Source organism: Coraliomargarita algicola, assembly GCF_033878955.1.
GTDB classification, from domain to species: Bacteria; Verrucomicrobiota; Verrucomicrobiia; order Opitutales; family Coraliomargaritaceae; genus Thalassobacterium; species Thalassobacterium algicola.
On the sequence record NZ_CP138858.1, the window covers coordinates 4,302,375 to 4,325,937 of the forward strand.

General features: G+C 51.3%; 21 protein-coding genes and 1 tRNA gene. 16 read left to right on the forward strand and 6 right to left on the reverse strand.

What is annotated here, in order from left to right; genetic code table 11:
• Nucleotides 1-55 precede the first annotated feature (55 nt).
• Nucleotides 56-145, reverse strand: a tRNA-Ser gene (locus SH580_RS17690).
• Nucleotides 146-406: 261 nt separating this feature from the next.
• On the opposite strand from SH580_RS17690, the gene SH580_RS17695 reads away from it, so the two are divergent.
• Nucleotides 407-2,704: a sodium:solute symporter family transporter gene (locus SH580_RS17695; protein WP_319832151.1), complete on the forward strand. Its 2,298-nt coding sequence runs from the start codon at nt 407-409 to the stop codon at nt 2,702-2,704.
• Between the two features lie 171 nt (nt 2,705-2,875).
• Here the strand turns inward: SH580_RS17695 and SH580_RS17700 are convergent, their stop codons facing one another.
• The gene (locus SH580_RS17700) at nt 2,876-3,934 is read right to left on the reverse strand and encodes a Gfo/Idh/MocA family protein (protein ID WP_319832152.1); all 1,059 of its coding nucleotides are present in this window, start codon (nt 3,932-3,934) and stop codon (nt 2,876-2,878) included.
• Between the two features lie 199 nt (nt 3,935-4,133).
• Here SH580_RS17700 and SH580_RS17705 point away from each other — a divergent pair, with 199 nt between their 5' ends.
• From SH580_RS17705 to SH580_RS17715, 3 genes are read left to right on the forward strand one after another with little or no spacing between them, the layout of a single operon-like run.
• Nucleotides 4,134-5,072 (forward strand): DUF8832 domain-containing protein, encoded by a 939-nt coding sequence (locus SH580_RS17705; protein WP_319832153.1) that lies wholly within the window; start codon nt 4,134-4,136, stop codon nt 5,070-5,072.
• Entirely contained in the window at nt 5,073-5,630 is a 558-nt protein-coding gene (locus SH580_RS17710) for a hypothetical protein (protein WP_319832154.1), read from the forward strand.
• 51 nt (nt 5,631-5,681) lie between these two features.
• Nucleotides 5,682-6,530 carry a hypothetical protein gene (locus SH580_RS17715; protein ID WP_319832155.1) on the forward strand — a complete coding sequence of 283 codons (849 nt, stop codon included), beginning with the start codon at nt 5,682-5,684 and terminating at the stop codon, nt 6,528-6,530.
• On the opposite strand, the gene SH580_RS17720 is transcribed toward SH580_RS17715, so the two are convergent.
• The 4 genes from SH580_RS17720 to leuS all read right to left on the reverse strand — a co-directional run bounded on the left by SH580_RS17720 (nt 6,527) and on the right by leuS (nt 11,419).
• On the reverse strand, nt 6,527-7,021 hold the full coding sequence (locus SH580_RS17720) for a type II secretion system protein (protein WP_319832156.1): 495 nt from the start codon (nt 7,019-7,021) through the stop codon (nt 6,527-6,529). The two genes, SH580_RS17715 and SH580_RS17720, sit on opposite strands and share 4 nt — an antisense overlap.
• A gap of 75 nt (nt 7,022-7,096) precedes the next feature.
• Nucleotides 7,097-7,954, reverse strand: coding sequence for an LpxI family protein (locus tag SH580_RS17725; protein WP_319832157.1), 858 nt, complete (start codon nt 7,952-7,954; stop codon nt 7,097-7,099).
• The gene (locus SH580_RS17730; RefSeq protein WP_319832158.1) at nt 7,947-8,837 is read right to left on the reverse strand and encodes a FecR family protein; all 891 of its coding nucleotides are present in this window, start codon (nt 8,835-8,837) and stop codon (nt 7,947-7,949) included. Before SH580_RS17730 ends, SH580_RS17725 begins: the two co-directional genes overlap by 8 nt.
• 2 nt (nt 8,838-8,839) lie before the next feature.
• Complete coding sequence (gene leuS / locus SH580_RS17735) at nt 8,840-11,419, reverse strand: leucine--tRNA ligase (RefSeq protein ID WP_319832159.1); 2,580 nt, start codon at nt 11,417-11,419, stop codon at nt 8,840-8,842.
• Between the two features lie 255 nt (nt 11,420-11,674).
• On the opposite strand from leuS, the gene SH580_RS17740 reads away from it, so the two are divergent.
• From SH580_RS17740 to SH580_RS17795, 12 genes are all read left to right on the forward strand, one after another.
• Nucleotides 11,675-12,262 (forward strand): hypothetical protein, encoded by a 588-nt coding sequence (locus tag SH580_RS17740; RefSeq protein ID WP_319832160.1) that lies wholly within the window; start codon nt 11,675-11,677, stop codon nt 12,260-12,262.
• A gap of 21 nt (nt 12,263-12,283) precedes the next feature.
• The gene (locus SH580_RS17745) at nt 12,284-14,929 is read left to right on the forward strand and encodes a hybrid sensor histidine kinase/response regulator (RefSeq protein WP_319832161.1); all 2,646 of its coding nucleotides are present in this window, start codon (nt 12,284-12,286) and stop codon (nt 14,927-14,929) included.
• Between the two features lie 101 nt (nt 14,930-15,030).
• Nucleotides 15,031-15,570, forward strand: a complete 540-nt coding sequence (locus SH580_RS17750) for a hypothetical protein (protein WP_319832162.1) — start codon at nt 15,031-15,033, stop codon at nt 15,568-15,570.
• A gap of 88 nt (nt 15,571-15,658) precedes the next feature.
• A complete protein-coding gene (locus SH580_RS17755; protein WP_319832163.1) occupies nt 15,659-17,995 on the forward strand; it encodes a putative monovalent cation/H+ antiporter subunit A in 2,337 nt (778 codons plus the stop codon).
• On the forward strand, nt 17,992-18,438 hold the full coding sequence (locus tag SH580_RS17760; RefSeq protein WP_319832164.1) for an MnhB domain-containing protein: 447 nt from the start codon (nt 17,992-17,994) through the stop codon (nt 18,436-18,438). The genes SH580_RS17755 and SH580_RS17760 overlap by 4 nt, the downstream gene beginning before the upstream one ends.
• Nucleotides 18,438-18,785: an NADH-quinone oxidoreductase subunit K gene (locus SH580_RS17765; protein ID WP_308985054.1), complete on the forward strand. Its 348-nt coding sequence runs from the start codon at nt 18,438-18,440 to the stop codon at nt 18,783-18,785. Before SH580_RS17760 ends, SH580_RS17765 begins: the two co-directional genes overlap by 1 nt.
• Entirely contained in the window at nt 18,782-20,299 is a 1,518-nt protein-coding gene (locus SH580_RS17770; protein WP_319832165.1) for a Na+/H+ antiporter subunit D, read from the forward strand. Before SH580_RS17765 ends, SH580_RS17770 begins: the two co-directional genes overlap by 4 nt.
• Nucleotides 20,296-20,622, forward strand: coding sequence for a Na+/H+ antiporter subunit E (locus SH580_RS17775; RefSeq protein ID WP_319832166.1), 327 nt, complete (start codon nt 20,296-20,298; stop codon nt 20,620-20,622). The genes SH580_RS17770 and SH580_RS17775 overlap by 4 nt, the downstream gene beginning before the upstream one ends.
• Entirely contained in the window at nt 20,612-20,902 is a 291-nt protein-coding gene (locus SH580_RS17780) for an MrpF/PhaF family protein (RefSeq protein ID WP_319832167.1), read from the forward strand. Before SH580_RS17775 ends, SH580_RS17780 begins: the two co-directional genes overlap by 11 nt.
• Nucleotides 20,899-21,225, forward strand: a complete 327-nt coding sequence (mnhG, locus tag SH580_RS17785; RefSeq protein WP_319832168.1) for a monovalent cation/H(+) antiporter subunit G — start codon at nt 20,899-20,901, stop codon at nt 21,223-21,225. The genes SH580_RS17780 and mnhG overlap by 4 nt, the downstream gene beginning before the upstream one ends.
• Before the next feature lie 44 nt (nt 21,226-21,269).
• Nucleotides 21,270-22,904: a putative Na+/H+ antiporter gene (locus SH580_RS17790; RefSeq protein ID WP_319832169.1), complete on the forward strand. Its 1,635-nt coding sequence runs from the start codon at nt 21,270-21,272 to the stop codon at nt 22,902-22,904.
• 6 nt (nt 22,905-22,910) lie between these two features.
• Nucleotides 22,911-23,558 (forward strand): RDD family protein, encoded by a 648-nt coding sequence (locus SH580_RS17795; protein ID WP_319832170.1) that lies wholly within the window; start codon nt 22,911-22,913, stop codon nt 23,556-23,558.
• Nucleotides 23,559-23,563: the final 5 nt, after the last annotated feature.

Below are 23,563 nucleotides of genomic sequence, written 5' to 3' on the forward strand. Positions count from 1 at the left end.
ATTTGCCGATTTGTCATTTCAAATTGGCAAATCCTAGGCAAATGTCGACTATAAGTGGCGGAGAGGGAGGGATTCGAACCCTCGGTGCCGTTTCCAGCACACATCCTTTCCAGGGATGCACAATCGGCCACTCTGTCACCTCTCCTTGGGAAGCTGAGGAGCAAAATCTCCTCAGCTGATAGGTCAATCTATAAATTCATTTATTTACACTCGGTCATTGTGAATGAATTGGGGCGCGTGTCTATGACCTGTGCTACTACTTGTTAAGAATATATATTAGAGTTGATTTTTTGAAATCTGTACTGTGGGTTCGTGGCTCCTGTTTTTTTACAAGAGTGGTAGATTTGTCTGCTGCTAAATCCCCCAAGTAAAATTATCCTGATTTTATGTCAGGTGTTCTATTATCATGCACCCTATTGATTGGCTGATTGCCATTGTTCCTGTAGTTCTTATTATTAGTATCGCGGTTTACTCGAAGAAGTATGTTCGAGGCGTGGTTGATTACTTGGCAGCGGGGCGTGTGGCGGGCCGTTATGTGATCTGTGCGGGCGATTTAACGGCTGGTCTGAGTGTGATCACTTTGGTGGGCTTGGTGGAGTCTAAGTATCAGGTGGGCTATGCGCTGACTTTCTGGGAGTATCTGACCGTGCCCGTTGGGATTGTGATGGGGCTAACTGGCTTTTGTGTGTATCGTTTCCGTGAGACGCGTTCGCTCTCGATTGGTCAGTTTTTGGAGATGCGTTATAATCGACCGTTACGGATTGTGGCGGCGACGATCCGCACTTTGGCCGAGATGGTGACGAATGCAATCGGGCCTGCGGTGGCGGCTAATTTCTTTATTTACTTCCTTGGTTTGCCGCATGAGGTGATGGTGATGGGGGTGGCGCTGCCGACTTTTACCTTGGTGGTCACATCATCGCTGGCTTTGTGTATGCTGATTATTTGGCCGGGCGGGCGTATTTCGTTGCTGATTTCGGATGCGTTCCAGGGCTTGATGAGTTATCCTATTTTCGTGATCATCGCGGGCTATATTTACCTGCACTTTGGCTGGCACGATACGATTGGACCGGTGATGATCGATCGTGTGGATGGAGAGAGTTTTATAAATCCTTTTGATATCGAGAAGCTGCGTGACTTTAATATTTTTGCGCTCTTCGTGACGATTATGGGGAGTATTTTAAATCGAGCGAGCTGGATTGGTAACGATACTTCGACCAGTGGTCGTACGCCGCATGAGCAAAAAATGGCGGGCATTTTGGGCACTTGGCGCTCTTTGTTTGCGGGTTTAATGATGCTTTTGATCGCGGTGATGGTGATCGCGTTGATGACGCACGGGAAGTTTGCGGATGAGGCGCATGAGATTCGCTCTGAATTGACCGAAAAGGTGGCGCTGGAGTCGGTGCCGGATGTGGGAACACGCGCGGATTTGGAGCATAGCTTAGCTCAAGTGCCGGTGCCGCGGCATGAGATCGGGGTGGATGCGCCACTTTCTCAGGATCATAATATCGACACTCCTTATATCGCGGCGGCTCACGATTCGCTGAGTGGCACGCCGGAGGGAAATCAACAGTTTCAGAAGTTCCGCACTTTGTATCATCAGATGATGCTGCCAGTGGCCTTGAAGAATCTGCTGCCGACTGGTCTGATGGGCTTGTTTCTTCTGTTGATGATCATGTTGTTGATCTCTACCGATGATTCGCGTGTGTTTAACGCTTCTTCGACGATCGTGCAGGATTTGATCGTTCCGTTTTTGAAGGAGCCGTTGACGCCCGAGCGGCACCTGCTACTCTTCCGGCTCTGTTCTTTGGGGGTCTGTATTTTCTTTTTCGTGGTCTCGATTTTCTTCGTGCAGATCGATTACATCATCATGTTCACCACCATGATGACGGCTTTATGGCTTGGCGGTGCAGGACCGATCATGATTTTCGGTTTGTATAGTCGTTTTGGCACCACGACGGGGGCCTTTGGAGCGATCATTTTCGGTTCCGGTTTTTCCTTGATGGGCTTATTCCTGCAGCGTAATTGGGCGGAAGTCGTCTACCCATGGATCGAGGATAATGGCTGGAGTCATTCGGTAGGTCATTTCCTGGAGACAGTTTCGAGCCCGTTTAATCCATATGTGGCTTGGGAAATGAGTGCTGTGAAGTTTCCGATCAATTCGTATGAAATGTATTTTATGGCGATGTGCAGTGGGATTGCGGCTTACATCCTGGGATCGTTGATCACGCAGAAAAAGCCCTATAATCTGGATCGTCTGTTGCACCGTGGAGAATATGATGTGGCGAATGAATATAAGGAGCCCTTTAAGTGGAGCTTACACAATGCGTTTAAGAAGTTGATCGGTATCACTCCGGAGTATACCCGGGGCGATAAGATTATTACTTGGTCGGTGTTTGGCTACGCCATCGTTTATAAGTTTGGACTCTGTTTCTTAGGTGTCTTGATTTGGAATATGTTTTCGCCTTGGTCGGATGAGGCCTGGAGCCAGTATTTCTTTATTACCAGTTTGGTGGTCACTGGCATATTGGGCATTGTCTCGACCTTCTGGTTTTTGATCGGGGGTGTGATTGACTTGCGTAAATTGTTTCGGGACCTAGCTAGTCGTGTGGATGACCCGCTCGACAACGGTATGGTTGAGGGGCATGTCTCACTGGCTGATAAGGCTGCGTTTGACGCGAGAGAACATAAATCTGAGGAGGATTAGTTGCTCGATAGGCGGATTTTTCTGCAGAATGATTCTGGAGCAGAATGATTTTTTCTCTATGCATCCTGGGCATGGCAGAGCTGGCACAGCATAGTGCGTAGTGTGTCCGTATATGCCACGGGCTGCTGGTGGACGCCGGTGGTTGAAATGTGAGTGCGGCTAAGCTTGTCGCTAAGAAAATGAGGTATTTTTCTTCACTTGGTCGGTCACTTTGAGCACGGCGACGGCTTGTTCGATGGAAACTGGAAACTTTGCGTTGTTGCGGACCGAATCGTACAGGGCGGGCCAGATGGAGTGGATTTGGGTCGGCTTTTGGGGTGCGACTTTGATATGCTCTTCGACCCATTTGACTGGTTCCAGATCGGCATAGGCATTACTGACTCCGCCATCGAGAGAGGGGGTGCCAGCAAATGCTTCGGTTTTTTGGAATTCTTGATCTGGATCGATATATTTCAAATGGATGTCAGCGCCCTGGCAGGTAAGTGCACCACGTGTGCCAAAGAGAGTGTATTCATTTTGCGGTAGAGCGGCCCCTCCGCTGATTTCCATGTCAATGACGCGGCCACTCTCGCCTTTGAGCACAATCTTGATATGGTCTTCCGCATTACCCAGCGCAGCCACCTTCTTTAGGTCGCTCCAGATCTCCGCGACTTTGTAGTCGAGAAATTGGAGAGCGTGGTCGATAATGTGCGGTCCCCAATTGTTCAATTGGCCACCACCGCATTCGACGATGGTTTGCCAGTCGCTACGGCGCTGGAAACTATGGCGACAAAGCTTGATCTCATACACATCGCCCAATATGCCGGATGCCATGATCTCTTTGATGTGATTAAAGGGGGCTTCGAAGCGGCGGTTCTGACGTGGATAGAGCTTGCCAGGATACTGTTGGCTTAAGGCTAGTATCTTGAGGCCGTCGGTATAGCTTAGGCCAATTGGTTTTTCGAGGAACACGTATTTACCGGCAGAGAGGGCTCTTTCACAATGTGCTACGTGATCCGGGGATCGGGTGGCAATGGAAATGAGTTCAACTTCGGGGTCGTTGAGGAATGCGTCTTCATTCGTGTAGGCTTTTGCGCCATATTTCTCGACGAGAATTTGATTGCGTGCCGGATCTATGTCGATGCCAGAATGTAGTTCAAACTGCTCCGGGTAGAGCCCTAATTCAGCCGCGTGCATATTGAGTCCAGCGCGACCAAGTCCCCAAATTCCGACTTTAATTGTATCCGTCATAGGACACATTGCTGTGACAGGGTTACGAGTGGGTGTAAAGGTTAGAAACGGTATGAGGCAGTTTGCTAACTATTATAAGTGATCTGCTGGGGCCGATTGATTTTTCTTTTAAGTTAAGTAGGTATTCAAGTGCACCTTGTTGCCTTTTACATTCCGTCTTGCGCCTGGTAGGCGCGTTGGCACATTCTTATCTGTTGTCATGCCTGATTCCTCTTCAAAACCTTTATCTCAAGCCACCTGGCTATCCATTGGATTGCTTAGTCTGATTTTTTTCGGCGCATATTTTGTATTGCGGGCTTTACCTGCGGCGCAGTGTGGATTTTTGCACTACGAGGAAATTGTGAATGCAGATGGAGAGATTGAGCTTTGTGCGACCAATCATGCCGGGTTTATTGATTTGACCCGTTTTAGTTATCCAATTGTCGCCGAAGTCAAATCGGATGAGCCACTGGTGCCAGGAGTGAAATCGACAATAGATTTATCTTTAGAGACTGCTGGAGGCACGGGGATCGCACCACATGAGTTGGCAGTGACGCATACTAAGAAAATGCATGTTATGGTGATCGATCCATCTTTGGAAGATTATCATCACGTGCATCCTAGTGCAGATGGCTTGAGTGGAAGTTATCAGTTTGATTTCACGCCTACGCGCACGGGGAAGTATCGCGTCTTTACCGAAATTGTGCCCTTGCGCAGTCGTAGCCAAGCAATTGCGCTGTCTGAGATTGAGGTGCCTGGTGCGGCGCATCGCCCGGAGTTTGTGCGTTCGACGGAGAGTTTAGTGGACGGGGTTCGTTTTGAGTTGTTGGGTGCACCTGAGCGCTTGAAGACTGGGCGTGATTATCGTTTTGAATTAAAGATCGCCGATATCGAGGGGGGCTCGATCGCGCTGGAGACCGTGATGGGGGCGAAGGGGCATATGGTCGCTTTTGATGGCGAGGGGCGGGGCTTTGCTCATATGCATCCGATGGATAGCGTGGCTTCGGCACGCACCGCAGGTTTCGGCGGGACAGAGGCAGCGGGCACTGAACTCGCGTTTTTGTTTAATGTGCCCAACGCTGGGTGGTATCGGCTCTTTGCTCAAATCCAAGTGCAAGGGGAGCCAGTCTTTGGGCGTTTTGATCTCAAAGTGGAATAGATGATGGACGATTTTGATACTTTTAAAGCTTCCCGCGAGAAGATGGACCCGACGACGCGTAAGATGTCGGCGCACCAGTGGCAGCAGGCATATGCGGCTTATCGTACTGCGCGTGGCCGAGTCGCTGCGAGTGGTGTGCAATCCGAGGAGCAGGGGGACAGCAGTTCAAAGAAGAAGCGCCGTCGTTCGAAAGTCGCATCGAATCCGGGGACGGTGCGGGGTGCTCACCTCCCTTCAAATGTGTCTGAACTGGGGGTGCTGCGGCATAAAGTGCGTGAACAATCCGCGTATACGGACCTTCGTTTGATGATTGATATTTTGGCATGGCTAGCGATCGGGGTGGTGATTCTAGCGGGCGTTTTGACCTTGCTCTATTATACCTCGGTGCCAGCGACACTGGCATCTTTGCTGGGCACCACTGTGCAAGTGATTGGAATCGTTGTGGCGCGATGGTTGGTGCAAGTTTTGATCGATATTCCGGATATTGCACTGTATCGTTTACACTTGGGCAAGGGTTTGGGCGATGCGTCACAGCCTTCTCCAGAGCCTGAATCCTGAGGTCAATCTCGCCCCGCCGTATTGAGACTTTTATAATTTACCCCGTTTATTTTGATGCAGTTCGTCGCCACATTTCGCCATATTGACAAAGATTTCGGCTTTGAGGATTTGGAGCATGGCTCGTGGAGTGCAGACTTTGAGGATGAAGAGAGTTTCATTCTGGCTCTGAATCGATTGGCGATCGCCAGTTCGCAGCATTCGCTGGTTGATTTTCCTGAAGTGGAAGTGCTGGCCAAGCATGGGAGAGTGACGGTTCGTGCGATTAACGGTCAGCTGTTTTATACCGATTCTCATTCGCAGAATCGAAAAGATCTGAAGGTGCTGCCTGCGGAAGTTGTTGGCTTGCTGAGAGGTCAGTCCATGGAGGAGGTTTTTCAGACTGCACCCGCTGATGAAGAAGGCTATGTTCGGCCTCAAACAAAACAATATCGCAGTGGTCGTCATCAGTATACTTCAAGCATCGCATTGATATTGATGTGCATCGTGCTGGCAGTTTGCTTCAAGCTTATCTGGCGTGATATTTCGCATCAACCTCGCTTACGGAGTGCGCCGGATTTCGTTCCAAGTTTGAGCACTGAGACAGGTGTGCTGCGCAAATACGCGGATGTTTATGTGAGTGAGTATCGGGAAGGCTCCATGCTCTTTGAGCTGAGTCGAGAAGGAGAATTTACTCGTTATGAGATGTGGCATTCGGAGGAGCAGGGTGGTTTTGTGCTCGTGAATTTGGATTCCTGGCCAGTGCAGGTGGGGCAGCATGAGGGGCAGACTGCGATGCTGGCAAAGGAGGTGTATCTATTACAACCTAAAGGCGACGAGATCATTACTCTGCACGGTATTGATTATAAACGTCACCATGGCTCGCTATCAAGTATTGGCGAGGTGCTGGAGAAGAAGCCTTAGAACTTGATGTAGTATCTAAGATTTTCGCCGCTTAAGCGCAACCTGCCGGTACTGGGGTCGCCGTCGTCGATATGCTCATCGATATCTATAAGGCGAACGGGATCAATGGCGATCGGGGATTGATCGTTGTGGACAATCTCAATGTAGGCGCTTCGGTCACTTGGTTTAGCTTCAGTAGTGTAGATCCAGCGGTAGGTGCCGCCAATCGGTGAAGGGAGCTTCCAAGCCTCACTCATGCGGTCGATCATTCCTTCCGGGTGTGCGCCGGCAGTTGCGTGGGAGCTGGGGTAGGACCCGTAATCGAGCTCAAAAGTGTCGAATTCTTGTTCGTAGAGCCGTAGGTCGTGTTCCAGTGCACCAATACGGACGTTGTCTCGGGAGCGTTGAAATGCAGGTAGGGAAACTGCTGCAAGAAGACCAATAATGCTGGTGCTGATTGCCAATTCGACGAGGGTAAAACCTTGTTTTTTGTGGGTGAGAGGTCCTAACATAGACTCTATATATACATATTTTTTACAATCAGGGAACATTTTTATGCCGATGGGGGCAGTGCATAAGTAAAAGTGCTAGCTATGGTAGCCCAGTAGCTCAATTTTTAATGTAGCAGCTTTCTTTAGCAGCGAGTCTTTATCGAGCATAATCACGCGGTCGACTTCGAGCGCGGCGGTTTGAATGCCTGCTTGGTGCATGACATCGAGAGTGCGTTCCCCAAAGACGGGGACATCGAAACGATAGTCTTGCTGGCGCTTCACTGTTTTCACAAAGATGAGGCCGTCTGTCTTAAAGGCACCAGCACGTTGCAGCATGGGGTCGGTGCCTTCATAAGCTTCGACTGCGAGTACGGTGCCTTTACGCACAACCGCGCCTTGGCCAATGTCGAGCTCGGTAATGCCCTTTGCGATTTGAATACCGTGTTGAATGAATTCCATCGGTGCTTTGAGTTTACCTTCAGTCATCAGCCCTTCGCTGGCGAGCTGATCATCTAGAAAACTGCGGGCATCGAGCATTTGGATATCGATGGCTTCGATCTCGGCGGCAATCGCTCCAAAGATCGTTTCGGCGTTCTTAATTTTTAAGCTATTGAGTATCGCGAGTGCTTTGAGATCGGGGTGTAGGCCATGAAAGAGGCGTTTGGGTGTGATTTGCCCGGCCATGACTGCGTAGTGACAGCCGAGTTTCTTAAGTGACTTGAGTAACTTTCCCAGCTGTCCGACTTTGATTTGTAGGTGTTGCTGGGGCGGGATGGATTCGATTAAGCTGGCCTCGGTTTCGCCTTTAAAAGAAATCAAGCGAAGTGGCAAGCCAGCCGCACGAATACGCTCGGCCATCAGGATGGGGTAGAGTCCTTTGCCTGCAATGAGGCCGATCGGTTGGGCATCAAAGTTGGGGGGCAGATAGCTCGAAATGCTGTTGGGCTTAGTCATTAAATTGATAAGGACGGAGGTCCGCTTGCTTGAAATAGTCAGGACTTACAATGAGGACTGGCACGGGGGGCGCGTCAGCGCGTGCATTGGCTTGAAAGACTACACGCTTGCTGGCATGTTGAGCGGCCTGACACAATTGTGTTTCCGCTGCATCCAGTGACTCGACTGTTGTGGCCTCTGCAATTTGTTGGCGCTCGATGCTCTGCTCACTAATACGCACTGATTTGGGAGCGGAAATGAATTCGCGGGCCTGTTGCTGGGGGTAATAGTAGGTTAAATTGCCCTCGTAGGCGGTGATATGTAGCCCTGTTGTGTCGAGTTGTATCAAGCAGGTGCCTTTGTGTAGGCGTACTTCGCCTTTAGGGAGGTGGATGCGTAACTCTGAGAGGGGCGAGAGTCGATTACTGGCGATGGCTAACTGGCCTTGTGATAATTGTAGACGAAGTTTGGATGTAGACGGTTCGAAGCCTGGACTGAGGTCTTCATTCTTGAAGCTTTGTTGGCTGTATTCGAGGCACTGCAGGGCTGTTTCTTCGTTGAGCGCGATGGCCACGGCATTGGAAAATGTTAGAAACAGTTGTCCGTCTTGCTGCGTTGAGATACGAAGACCTTCGGGTTGCAGCACTTTATGTGGTTTCGTTGCCACCGCTTGGCCCGAGGCATTCGATGCCTGGACTAAGCCGCTACGACTGGTGATGATGGCACTGCCCTCTATCATCGTTTGCGCCGGCAGTGCTGGCACTTTACAGAGGCAGAGTGCGGCGATAACGTATATGAGAGGGCGAGCTCGTTGGCTGGTCTCGCGGGCAAAGGCAAGCAGGCGTCCAGCGGCTGTTGTCGCCGGACGCCCAGAGTTTGCATGCCGTATCCTGCAATTAGTCATGACTAGACGGCCACGATATTGACGATCTTGCCCGGCACGTAGATCTCTTTCTTAATCGTCTTGCCGTCGATGAAGCCCTGCACGCGCTCGTTGGCCTTGGCGGCCGCGATGGCATCGTCCTTGGATACATCGGCGGGCAGTTGTGCGTCGCCCCGATACTTGCCGTTGACTTGGAAGATGATTTTGACGCTGTCCTCGACGAGCTTGCTTTCATCGTATTTCGGCCAGCCGGCTTCGACGATGCTACCTTCGTGCCCGAGGCGTTGCCAGAGTTCTTCGGCGATGTGTGGTGCCAGAGGGGCGAGCAGTTTGATGAAGTCTTCGACTGCTTCGCGAGGCAGGGCCTCCGTCTTGGCGAGTTGATTGATGCAGATCATCATTTGCGAGATCGCCGTGTTGAAGCCTAAGCTGCTGTAGTCTTCGGTGACTTTCTTGATGGTGGCGTGCAATACGCGCTCCGTTTCGGGATCGAGTGCGTCGCTTTGACCGATCTTGAGTTGGAGCTCGCCATCATCGGCTACCACCAGGCGCCATGTCTTGCGCAGGAAGCGGGCGATGCCTTCGATGCCCTTGGTGTTCCAAGGCTTCATCGCTTCAAGAGGACCGAGGAACATCAAGTAAAGACGTAGCGCATCGGCTCCGTAGCTTTCGATGATGGTTTCAGGGTTGACCACATTACCGCGGCTTTTGGACATCTTCTCACCGTCTTCGCCGAGGATAATGCCTTGGTGAAAGAGTTTCTTAAAGGGCTCGGGATCGCTGACAACGCCGATATCGTATAGAATGTGGTGCCAGAAGCGAGCGTAGAGCAGATGGAGCACCGCGTGCTCGGCCCCGCCGATGTAGAGATCCGGGGTGCCCCAATACTTTTCTTTTTCAGGGTCGATTAGAGCCTCGGTGTTTTTCGGGTCGACGTAGCGCAGGTAATACCAGCAAGAACCCGCCCATTGCGGCATGGTATTGGTTTCACGGATCGCGGGGACCCAGCCGTCCTGGGCCTCCGTGGAAGTGGCGCCGGTCGCGGGGTCGATGAAGACATGTAGCCAATTTTCGGCCTTAGAGAGCGGGCTTTGTCCGTCCGGAGAGGGGGTGTAGCTCTCGACTTCGGGCAGTTCCAGTGGGAGCTCGGCTTCGGGCAGGATGATGGCGTAGAGCAGCTCGCCGTCGACTTCACAAGTGACGGGGCGCTCCACAGACTTGAGAGAGTCATCGACCAAGTCGTAGTTGCTTTGACTGAGCCATAGCACTGGGAAAGGTTCGCCCCAGTAGCGTTGACGTGAGAAGAGCCAGTCGCGCAGCTTGAAGTTGATGGTCGCCTTACCGCGATTATCGGCGGCGAGTTGTTCGATCACCGCATTTTTGGCCGATTCAGAGTCCTTGTCGCTTTGTTCGCCAGAGTTGATCAGCTTGCCAGGGCCGGTGTAAGCTTCGATGAGTCCTCCGTCCGCGTCCTTCTCAGCTTTGCCGCCGTCGTCGATGACTTGAATGATTTCGAGCCCAAACTCTTTGGCGAATTCAAAGTCGCGCACATCGTGTGCGGGCACGGCCATGATCGCACCCGTGCCATAGGTCATGAGCACATAGTCGGCGACCCAGATAGGGATTTCCTTGCCGTTCACCGGGTTGATCGCTGTGGCACCGGTCCAAACACCGGTTTTGTCCTTGGAGAGTTCGGCGCGTTCGAGGTCGGATTTGCTCTTGGCCTTTTCGACGTAGGCGGCGACCGCTGCTTGATTTTCAGCGGTGGTGATGGAGGCGACCAGCGGGTGCTCCGGAGCGATGACCATGTAGGTGGCTCCATAGAGCGTGTCGGGGCGTGTGGTGAACACCGTCAACTGTGAGTCGTGCCCTGCGACATCGAAAGTGATTTCTGCCCCTTCCGAGCGGCCGATCCAGTTCTCCTGTAGGCGCTTCGTAGAATCGGGCCAGTCGAGGTCTTTGAGCCCGGCGATCAGGCGTTCGGCGTATTCAGTGATGCGCAGCACCCATTGGCGGATCGGGCGACGTTCGACGGGGAAATTGCCACGTTCAGAGCGAGGGCCTTCGGGGGTGTTGAGCACTTCCTCATTGGCGAGCACGGTGCCGAGTTCCGGGCAGAACCAGACCGGTTTTTCATCTACGTAGGCGAGCCCCTTCTTGAAGAGCTGCATGAAGATCCACTGGGTCCATTTAAAGTAGCCAGGGTCGGTGGTATTGACTTCGCGGCTCCAGTCGTAGGCGAAGCCGAGTTGGCTGAGCTGCTTGGTGAAGTTGGCCACATTCTGCTTGGTAGTGATGGCCGGGTGGGTGCCCGTCTTGATAGCATACTGCTCTGTTGGCAGGCCAAAGGCGTCCCAGCCCATGGGATGCAGCACATTGAAGCCCAGTGCCTTTTTGAAGCGCTTGAGGGCATCACTGGCAGTGTAGCCCTCGGGGTGGCCGATGTGTAGCCCTGCGCCCGAAGGGTAGGGAAACATATCCAGCACATAGAATGTGGGTTTGTCTTCGAAGTCTTTAGCTTCGTAGGTGTGGTTTTCTGCCCAGTATGCCTGCCACTTGGGCTCGATGCTGGAAAAGTCGTATTCTTTGGTCGTTGTAGCCATTTTTAGAAAACGGCGAATTAAGAAGGCCGCTTTGGTGTCCGTCAACGAAGGAAAGGATGTTTCAGCACCTGAGAGGCGACTTATCGAGGAATCTTGGATTGCTTAGGCTGAGCTTGCATGTGCTTTGTTGATTGCATCTGATTCGGCTTATTATCAATATTTTGCTGATGAATTAATTCCCCTAATGCTTGTGGCGTGTCTGGTGTTGCGTTACGTTTGCGTGTATTTTTTATGTTTCAGTTGTTTAGGCACAATATGCTTGGCTTGATATGGCTCTTCTTGGTTGGGATCGGAATTGCTTGGCTATGGGTGTACAGTCAAACCCCGGGTGGCTTCGGTGAGGTGCCGGACGTCTGGCCTGAGAGCAGCTCGCTAGAGTTAAACGGGAGTCATTTTCAATTGCTGATGTTCGTGCATCCACAGTGTCCATGTTCGCGTTCCAGTTTAGGAGAATTGGCTGTCTTGATGCGTCATTGTTCCAGCGATTTATCAGCGCGGGTGCTATTTGTTAGCCTCGCGGGACAGTCCAGTGAATGGACCCATAGCGGTTTATGGCATCAGGCAGAAGGCATTCCAAATGTCACAGTTGGTTTGGATCGGGATGGCGTTGAGGCGGCATGTTTTGGTGCCGAAACATCTGGTGCGACTTTGGTTTATGCGGGCTCCGGCCAATTACTTTTTCGTGGTGGCATCACCGCGTCACGTGGGCATTATGGGGACAATGTGGGGCGTCTTGCCATTCAGCAACTAGTGAATGGTCGTGATGCGGAGCGGCAGACCGCTGTGTTTGGTTGTTTGCTGAATGACATGCAGTGCGAGTTGCACAGTGAACATGCCATGTAGGCCATGTAGGTTTTAGGGATTATGGAGAGTCTGGGGCAGTCTGAATTAATTAAGCGCAAGCAAGCTTTGATTGAGGAGCAAGCGCAAAGGATTTATGTACATACAGATCGACTGTTTCTGAAATTGATGTGCTTTCAGTGGCTGGCCGGGGTGGTGGCAGCCTTGGTCATTTCACCCCGGACTTGGGCGGGAAGTCAATCAACCGTGCATATTCACGTATGGGCTGCGGTCTTTTTTGGGGGGCTGATTACCGGGTATCCATGTTGGTGTGCTTGGAAACGACCGGGCGCAATGATGACGCGGCATGTAATTGCGGCAGCTCAAATGTTGATGGGGGCATTATTGATTCATCTCAGTGGAGGTCGGATCGAGACGCATTTTCATATCTTTGGATCTTTGGCTTTTATTGCCTTCTACCGTGATCCGAGGGTATTGTTGACTGGAGCGCTGGTTGTCTGCATGGATCATTTTATTCGTGGCTTATTTTGGCCAGAGTCGATTTTTGGTGTTTTGAGTTCTCCCATCTGGCGCCCCTTGGAGCATGTTAGCTGGGTTGCGTTTGAGTGTTGGTTTTTGTTACGATCGATTCGAGATAGTCGGCTTGAAATGTTTGTTTCAGCGGAGCGGCAAGCTGAGTTAGAGTGTGCCAATCATGAGATTGAGGAACGAGTGGAGGCCAGGACTGTCGAATTAGAGCGTAGTCAAAGCATCGCCAGGCAGTCGGAGCGGCTGTTGAGGACGATTCTTAATATCTTACCGCAGGGAATTGTCTGGACCAACCGCGAAGGTGTGGTTCAGGGATCTAATCAGCATTTTATCGATGACATGCAGTTGGGAGATCAGGTGGTCGTCGGAGCGGTTCTGAATGAACTCCCGCTCGCGGAGGGGCATAGTGAGCATTTTCAACAGTTGCAAGCGGGAGTGTTGCGTGACGGGCGTGAGGTCTCAAATATTATAAAGCAAGTCAGCTCCAGCGGGAGCGAAGAACGTTGGATCACTTTGAACCTCGCCCCTTTGCAGGGCGACGATGAGGTGATTGAAGGTATCTTGTGTAGTTATTTGGATGTTACGAATCTGAAGCAAGCTGAAGCGGTGGCGCTGGAATCCGCTCGTTTGAAGTCGGAATTTTTGGCGAATATGAGTCACGAGATTCGTACGCCCATGAATGGAGTGATTGGTATGGTACATCATCTTCTGGACACAGAACTGAGTGATGAGCAGCGTGAGTATTCTCAAACAGTTCAGCGTAGTGCCGAGTCGTTGTTAGCGATTCTGAATGATGTGTTGGACTTTTCTAAAATTGAAGCAGGGAAGTTAGAAGTCGAATCGGTGTGTCTAGATGTGCGGGAGTTGGTTGAGGAAACGCTCGGGCTGATGGCCGAAGCTGCCCAATCGAAGGGCTTAGAGTTGGTGGGTGTAGTCGAGCCCACGACTCCTCAGTGGAGTCTGGGGGACCCCGGGCGCTTGCGACAGGTGATGATCAATCTATTGGGCAATGCGATTAAGTTTACCAGCGAGGGGGAGGTTGTGATGAAAGTCATGCGCTATAGCTCGGAAGATGGAGAGGCCTTGCGTTTTGAGGTGATTGACACTGGGATTGGGATTACGCCGCAGGTGCAGAGTCGGCTTTTTCAAGCGTTCACCCAAGCGGATGGTTCAACCACCCGTGAGTATGGCGGCACTGGTCTGGGCCTTGCGATCTGCAAACGCTTGGTTCAATTGATGGGTGGGGAAATTGGCCTGGAGAGTAAGCCGGGGCAAGGGACTACCATCTGGTTCGAAATCCCTTGGATTGAGGGGACGGCATCGGCCCCTGCGCAGATCCGCCAGCGCGATGATCTGCGCGGCTTACGTATGTTAGTGGTGGATGATAACCAGACCAATCGTGATGTCTTATGCTTACAATTGAAGAATTGGGGCGTGGATGTGGTGGCTGCTGCCAATGCTTCTGAGGCGCTTAGAATTCTGGAAGATAAGGATTCCTTACCTTTCGAGGTCGGGATTTTGGATATGCATATGCCGGATCTGGATGGTTTGTCACTGGCCCAGTGCATTCGGGCGAATCCCCAGTTCGCAGGGTTGAGCCTGCTCTTGTTGACTTCGCTGGCGTCTTCTGTTCCGCGGAAAGAGCTGCGTGCGCTAGAAATTCGTGATTGTTTGCAAAAGCCTGTTCGCCAAGAACGTTTTTACCAATGTTTACGCGAATTGACGGGGCATCTTGATTCGGTGGAGACGAAGGTGCCTGAGTCGAAACAAGCTTCTGAAAATCCTCAATTCGGTTTTCATGTTTTATTGGCGGAGGACAACCGTGTGAATCAGCGTGTGACAGAGTTGCAACTGAAGAAGGTGGCATGCACGGTTGATATCGTTGAAAATGGAGCAGAAGCCGTTACGGCTGTGTTTTCCCGTCAGTACGATCTTGTATTAATGGATTGTCAGATGCCTGTGATGGAAGGCTATGCGGCGGCACGTGCGATTCGCGAGCGTGAGGCGGAGTTGGGGCGACACCAGGGGATACATATTATTGCTGTCACTGCGCATGCAATGGAGGCGGACCGAGAGCGTTGCCTGGCGTCCGGGATGAATGATTATGTGACTAAGCCGCTGCTGGGGCCTGCATTGATACGGGCTCTGCAACGATATGAGGCTGATCGGTCGCAAGCATGATGCAGTGGACGAGTATCACGACATGCTTTTGACAGCTTAGCGCTTGATTTGGCGGTAGCTGTGCGGTATCTGTGTGTGGATTAATCTCATACCCCATTCTGATGACTCTTCGATTTCAATTATTGGCTTGTAGTGCGCTCGTGTTTTTCGTGTCGCTTGCGGAGGCAAATTCTGGCAGGCTCGGTTCGGTGAGTCGGCGTGCCGATTCGGTGGAGAATAAGCGCGTGGAGAAACAAATGTGGTCTCAGTCGCAAACAAACTCGATGATGAATAAGTCCTTTCCTATTGAGAAGTGGGATAAGCATTATTCTTCGTTGGGGGGCAAACGATCCGCGATTTCAGTTTCTGAGAGTAAAGATAAACAGATGTTTCAGACCAAGACATTTGAGCGTAAAGAGATCAGTTTCGAGATGTCTCGCTGGAATGACCGCATGGCAGACTTGCATAAACAGGCGGGCATCGACATGGATGCACGCGCTCAGTTAGTCGCAGATAAGCAGCTCTATTATATGATGCTGCAAGATTCGGAACGCTTTCGCGAGATGGCTGAGGAGGTTTCGCTGCGTGATTTGAACCGTTATCAGTTCCGTCGTAATCATTCGGATGGTGATCTGCCGGTAGAAAAAGCGGGAAGCAGATAGCTTTTTTTGATTTTATTCAAAAAAATGTCCGCTTAGGCTTGAACCTAAGTGAGTTGTTCAGATGGTAGGCGCAAATTCCTTCTCGAATATGCCTACCATTCTCATTCTGAGCTTAGCCATTATCTTTTTAACGGCCTGCCTCGCACCGACCTTGGTGCGTTATTTAGGTGATCGTGCCGGGTGGTTGCTCGCATTCGCGCCATTTTCTGCCTTTATCATGTTAGTCGCTCAGGCGGGGATGATTGAGGCGGGGGAGGCTTTAGTTTATCAAGTCGATTGGTTTTCGGCCTTGGATACGTCTTTTAGTCTACGGCTGGATGGCTTGTCGTTGTTGATGGCTTTACTGGTTACCGGGATCGGAGGCTTTATCGTTATTTACGCGGGTGGTTACATGCATGGGCACCCGCAGTTAGGGCGTTTTTATCTCTATTTATTGGCCTTTATGGGCGCGATGCTGGGGCTGGTTGTTTCAGATAACCTAATCTTAGTCTTTGTGTTCTGGGAGTTGACCAGTATCAGTTCCTACCTGTTGATTGGTTTCAATCACGAACAGAAAGAAACCCGTTGGAAGGCATTGCAGGCCTTACTGGTGACGGGACTGGGAGCTATGGCGATGTTGGCCGGCTTCATTTTGATTGGCACTGTGACGGGGAGTTATTCGTTAGCAGAGATTACGCGAATGGGCGATCTGCTGCAAGGTTGCCCTTGGTTCACGGCGATCGTTATTTTGATTTTAGGCGGCGCTTTTACGAAGAGTGCGCAGGTGCCTTTTCACTTTTGGTTGCCTAATGCGATGGCAGGGCCGACTCCAGTCAGTGCTTATTTGCACTCGGCGACTATGGTCAAGGCTGGCATTTATTTAATGGCTCGCCTCAATCCATCCTTTGCAGGCAGTGGGCTGTGGGAGTATACCTTGGCCATTTTTGGTAGCTTAACGCTATTGTTAGCGATGTTTCTGGGGCTTTTCCAGAAGGACGTGAAATCTATTTTGGCATACACCACGCTCGGGGTGCTCGGTGTTTTGACCATGCTGCTCGGGATTGGATCGGAATACGCGATTAAAGCGATGGTGGTCTTTTTGATCGGGCACGCATTGTATAAGGCGACACTCTTTATGGTGGTGGGGGCGATCGACCACGAGACGGGCACCCGTGATGTCACACTCTTGCGCGGCTTGAGAAAACTGATGCCAATCTCGGCATTGGCCGGGGGCCTTGCGGCGCTGTCGATGTCGGGGCTGCCGCCTTTTTTCGGTTTCATTGGTAAGGAGTTGATCTATAAGGCCGGGGTCAAACTCAATGGTGCCGAGTTGATCTTCCTCGTGGTGGCATTAGTGGGGAATTTAATTATGATGGGCTTGGCCCTGAAGGCTGGGGTGGGGCCCTTTTTCGGTAAGCCGAATCACGCTGCCTTACCTAAGAAGCCACATGAGGCGCCCTTAGCTATGTGGCTTGGGCCAATTGTGCTTTCAGTCGCTGGTTTGGTGATTGGAATCATTCCGTTCTGGGTGACAGAATTTATGGTGGCTCCCGCACTGGCGGCAATTCGCGGCGCTGAGATCGCGCACCTGGACCTGGCACTGTGGAACCTCGTGCGGCCTAATTTGCCATTACTGTTGAGTGGGGTGACTGTGCTGGGTGGTTTTTTCGTCTTTTTAAACCGCGCACGCTTCTGGGCAGTGGCGGATCGTGTGTTGGCCACGATTCGACCTTACGGAGCCGAGGCCATGTATGGGCGCATCTTTAACGCCACGATTTGGTTCTCAAAGGCGCAGACCCGCTGGTTACAAACGGGACGTTTGCATGACTATGTCTTCCTGATCGTAATGACGACGGTCGGTTTCCTTACGTGGGCCATTGTCAGTTTTGGTGGCCTTAATTTTAGCGTCGATTGGGCGGCCTACGATTTACTGATTATTTGCCTAGTGATCATTATGATTATTGCGGCTTTGGTGGCTGTCACTGGACGCTCTTATATCACGGTGCTGGTTGCACTCGGAGTGGTTGGATTTGGTGTGGCCTTGATTTTTGCCTATTATGGTGCGCCGGATTTGGCGATTACCCAGTTGCTGGTGGAGACGCTGACGGTGGTGCTGTTTATGTTTGTTGTGCTGCGTTTGCCGCCACTGAAGACCATTTCCGGCCGATTCACCCGATTGCGAGATGGCATCATGGCTACGGCTTTTGGTGGTTTGATCACGATACTGCTATTAAAGGCGGTGAATATACAGTTTGATCATGCGATTTCCGATCAGCTCGCCGCAATGAGCTACCCGGAGGCCAAGGGCAAGAATGTCGTGAATGTCATTCTAGTTGATTTTCGAGCTCTGGATACCATGGGCGAGATTGTGGTGGTCACCGTTGCTGCGCTGGGTATCGCCGCACTGGTCAAGTCAGGTCTTAAGGGGAAGGGCAAGCGCTCATGAAATATTTTATTTTAAATCAAGCGAGTCGCTTGTTGTTTCCGGCACTGTTGGTGTTGTCTTTGATGGTGCTCTATCGTGGGCACAATTTGCCCGGTGGAGGCTTCATCGGTGGTCTTTTGGCGGCAACCGCATTTATTTTAGTGGGGCTGGGAGATTCGATGGAGCGCGCCAAAGAATTACTACGAATTGAGCCGGTCAAGTTAATGGCGCTCGGGCTGCTGGTGGCGGTGGTGAGTGGGATGCCTAGTTTACTGCGAGGTGCGCCATTTATGACGAGTGAGTGGTTGCCCGGTTTTTCACTGCCATTGATCGGTAAGGTACACTTGGGGACACCTCTGGTTTTTGATGTCGGCGTCTATATGGTGGTCATTGGTTTTGCACTACATACCACTTTCTGCCTAGCGGAACTTGCTTATACTGAAATGGAGGAGCACGAAGAATAATGGAAAGTTTGATCGCAGTTTTAGTTGGCGTTCTCTTTGCAACTGGCACTTACTGCTTGATGCGTCGCAGCATTGTTAAGCTGGTTATCGGCGTGGTGCTGATCTCGCAGGGGGCCAATTTGCTGGTTTTTACTACCGGTGGCTTGCTGGCGGGACGTCCTGCTCTGGTGCCAGCCGACGGTGTCGCGCCACCGGCACCTTTCGGAGATCCCTTGCCGCAGGCGATGGTCTTGACCGCAATCGTCATCGGTTTCGGTTTGACTGCTTTCTTGCTGGCATTGGTCACGCGCGCTCACGAGGCCGTAGGTGACGACGATATTAACGCCTTTAACAACACGGATACGTGAACGAATACAGCTTACTCCTTACATTGCTTTTGCCGTTAGTCGGGGCTGTCAGCCTCTTGCTGGGACATCGTTCTCTCGCTTTTCAGCGAGCGGGCGGCATTGTGTTCTCCAGTGTGACTTTTGCGCTCTCCCTCTATCTGGTCTACGTGGTGGATCGGGCAGATTTCGTCGTGATTCAAGTGGGCGATTGGCAGGCACCCTTTGGGATCAGCCTAGTTGCGGATCGCTTTAGTGCGGTGATGGTTGCGGTCTCCTCGTTTATGGGAGCTGCCGTGGCGATCTATGCGCTGGCCGAAATCGACGAAGCGCGGCTTAGGAAATTCTTTTTTCCTCTATATCTAATTTTGCTCTTCGGGGTCAACGGCGCCTTTTTGACCGGGGACTTGTTCAATCTCTACGTTTGGTTTGAGATCATGCTGATTGCTTCCTTTGTGTTGATCTCCATGGGAGGCGAGAAAGGAGAGCTGGAAGGTGGCCTCAAGTATGTCTGTTTGAATTTGCTTTCTTCGGTCATGTTCCTTGCGGGGGCCGGTATTATCTATGGCAAGACAGGCACGCTGAATATGGCGGACTTGGCGTATAATTTGAGTGTGGCCGAAGATGTGAATTGGGTGATTAGTAGCTCCATGCTCTTGCTGGTGTCTTTCGGGCTCAAGGCAGGTATCTTTCCTTTCTTCTTTTGGTTGCCCGCTTCGTATCATACGCCGCCTTCAGCGGTTTCCGCGGTCTTTGCCGGTTTGCTGACCAAGGTGGGTGTCTATGCGCTGTTTCGCTCGTATACGCTCATGTTTGCGCCGATCTTTCCCGAGGTGCAGCCGTTAATCCTTGTGCTGGCGGTGCTGACGATGGTGACTGGGGTATTTGGCGCGGCGTCGCACTTTGACATGCGACGGATCTTGTCGTTTCACATTGTCAGTCAGATCGGTTATATGGTGCTGGGGCTAGCTTTTATGACGCCTCTTGCGCTGGCTGCAGCAATCTTTTATCTCGTGCACCATATTATTGTGAAGACGAACCTCTTCCTTGTCAGTGGTGTGGTGATTCGGCTGAAGGGGAGTTGTGATTTGGCAAAAGTCGGTGGTCTGTGTAAGTCGGCTCCGTGGCTGGCGATCCTCTTTTTTATACCTGCATTTTCGCTAGGTGGTATTCCGCCGCTCTCAGGCTTTTGGGCGAAATTTGCTCTGGTAAAATCAGGCATCGAGATCGAAAGCTGGTGGGCCGTGACGGCGGCTTTACTGGTTGGGGTGCTCACTCTGTATTCAATGACAAAAATTTGGGGCGAGGCCTTTTGGAAGCAGCAACCCGAGAATGTCGGAGCGGGCCCCTTGCCGAATCCGGTCGGGCGTATCGCTTATATGTTGGCACCAATTACTGTCTTAGCTGTAACGACCGTTTGGATCGGACTCTTTGGAGAGCCTCTGTTCAGTTTCGCTGAGCGAGCCGCTGCGCAATTACTGAACCCACAAGAATATATATCAGCGGTTTTACCAGCTAACACGGAGGTGCTGCCATGAGACGCATATTACACTTTATAGGCTTTATTGTCTTCTATATTGGGGAAGTTGTGAAATCCAATCTCCGCGTGGCTTACGATGTGCTCACGCCGACGCATCATATGAAGCCCGGCATTATTGCGGTGGATGTTGCAGGTATGAGTGATCGCCAGCTTCTCTTTATGGCGAATTTCATTACCATGACCCCCGGCACGCTAGGTATTTGCTTTTCTGAAAATAAGGATAAGCTATATTTACATGCCATGTACCTTGAAGAGGACTTAGCTGCGCTTAGCAAAGAGCTCTCAGATACCTACGGAAAGCGAGTGCGCAATGTATTTTGAAGAATTAGGAATGCCGCTTGCGCCGGCAAGTTTGATTGCGTCGATTTTATTGGTCGCCGCGCTGGCATTGGCGTTGCTGCGTATCGTGAAGGGGCCGACTCCATTTGATCGTGTGGTGGCGCTGGATTTGATTGGGGGTATTTGCCTCTGTATCATCGTGTTGTTTGCCATACATTTTGACCAGCAGGTGTTGTTGGATGCGGCATTCGTTATTGCGATTGTCAGCTTTATTGGAACGGTTGCCTTTGCGCGCTACTTAGGAAAGGGAGGAGATCAATGAGTTGGATCGTTGCAATACTACTGGTATTAGGGGCATTTTTCGCTTTCGTGGCAGCACTCGGTGTGATTCGTTTTCCAGACTTTTACACTCGTATGCATGCGGCGACCAAGGCGGGTGCATTTGGTGCCTGCTTGCTGCTTTTGGGCGCGGCCCTTCATTTCGGGAGCACACGGGCGATTATTACCGTTGCTTTGATCATTGTGTTTTTCTATCTGACCACACCTGTGGCCGCCCAGACGATTGCCCAAGCGGCATATCGCAGAGGCGTTACTCTCTGGCCTAAGAATGGGCATGACGAATTGGCCGAAGATGAGGCTGAATAAATAGTGCTTGCCTCATATCCTGCGGGACATTGTTTCTGTGGTCGATGAAAGCAATCACTGCCGTCTCTTACATACGAGTATTCATTCTATTATTGCTAGGGGCTTGTGCCACTAGCCAGCTACACGCGAGTGGTGGCGGTGGATCTTCACATGGGGAGGGAATCGTTTTTCCTATCCCGGAATCCGCTTACGCTGAGATGGAAGCGCACCATGCGGAGGAAGTTGGACATGAATTGGGGCTGATGGATCAATTGAAGATCCGTGCAGAAGCAGATCCCTTTAACCTCGTTGCAACTATCATTTTCTTTCTAGCTGTGATTCATACCTTCTTGGCGACCACGTTTAATAAGTTGGCGCATAAGTTTGAGGTGGAGCACCGCGCGAATATGAACTCGCATAATAAGGTGTATGTCGAGGGCAAGGAGCCGGTCAGCTTTAAGGCGACGCTCTTCCACTTCTTAGGCGAAGTGGAGGCCATTTTTGGTATCTGGTTGATCCCGCTCTTTGTGTCGCTTGCGTTGATGGAGCACAATGGTTTGAGTGTAGCGGCGTTTTATGTGGATACGCGAAACTATACCGAGCCAGTCTTTGTGGTGATCATCATGGCAATTGCGTCGAGTCGTCCGGTCATTCAGATTGCTGAGACGGCCATGCGTGGGGTGGCCTCCATCGGTAAACAAAGTCCAGCGGCATGGTGGCTCTCGATCCTAATTGTAGCGCCTTTGTTGGGCTCATTTATTACTGAACCCGCAGCGATGACGATTGCTGCGCTACTGCTGGGGCAACAGTTTTATGCTTTGGAACCCTCGCCGACATTTAAGTACGCCACACTAGGTTTGCTGTTCGTCAACATTTCAGTCGGAGGCACTCTCACTCACTTTGCGGCTCCCCCGGTGCTGATGGTCGCTGATACTTGGCATTGGAATCTGCCCTATATGTTTACGCATTTTGGGTGGCGTGCGGTGCTTGGTGTGGCCATCGCGAGGACGGTTTACTTTTTGATCTTTAGGAAAAATTTTGCAGAAATGAAGGAGCGTGCGAAGGAAATCGCCGCATCACAAGCTTCAGAACCCAAGCCAGAACCTGCGCCTTTGTGGATTGTCCTGGTGCACTTAGGCTTTGTCGCCTGGACTGTGCTGACGCTTCACCACCCGGCTTTCTTTATTGGTGGCTTTTTGTTCTTCCTCGCCTTTACCATGGCGACGCACCATCACCAATATGATATTCAGTTAAAGTCGCCCTTGTTGGTGGGCTTCTTCCTCGCGGGCCTCGTGACGCATGGTGGTTTGCAGGGGTGGTGGATTTCGCCTGTGTTGAGTTCGCTGGCGGAAGTGCCTCTCTTTATTGGTGCGACGATTTTGACTGCTTTTAATGATAATGCAGCGATCACTTTTCTCGCCTCACAGGTGCCGGCCTTTAGCCCCGACATGATGGTGGCGGATCACTGGGTGACTAAAGCAGGTAATGCGCTTTCCAATGCGCAAGGTCTGGAATATGCGGTGGTTGCGGGAGCGGTCACTGGTGGTGGATTGACTGTGATTGCCAATGCTCCGAACCCAGCTGGGCAGAGTATTTTGAATAAGTATTTTAAGGGCGGCGTTTCTCCATTGAAGCTGCTGCTTGCGGCATTTTTTCCCACATTGGTGATGGCAACTATGTTTATGGTCTTGCCTCACTAATTTTTTATGCATGAGAGGGATCACTATGCCGGGTTCTGGTGCCGTTTTTTGGCGCTGATTATCGACTACAACATCGTCATGTTGGCGATGTTTCCCTTCTTTGTGGTTGGAGGCCTGATCTTTCCCAATGCTGTACTGGTGGAGGATCCGTACGGCTTGTTTTCAACGGAGCGTGTGATTGAAGAAAGGGTGGAGACGGTCAATCATCCGGACGGATCCTATTCTCGCGAAGAGCAGCAGATCGTCGAAAAGACGGTATTGGGGCATTGGGTTTACTGGTATCGCGATGTGATCGTGGGCGTGGATGTGGGCGTGCATGACGGTGCTCAAGATTCGCGCACATTGATCGACCCTGAAACACGTGAGCCCTTGGATTGGATTTCTTATGAGGACTTTATCTTATTCGTATTGCTGATCTATTGGACGACGCTGGAGAGCTCGCGCCATCGTGCCAGTTTAGGGAAGCGAGTCTTGGGCATCGAAGTGACCAATGCTGAGGGAGCGCAGCTCTCTTGGCCGCAGGCTCTAGGGCGCAATTTGGGTAAGTTGCTTTCTGTGATGCTGCTATTCGTCGGATTTATGATGGTAGGCTGGACGAACCGAAAGCAGGGCCTGCACGATAAAATGGCCCGCTGTATACTCGTTCGCCGTTAAGCTTT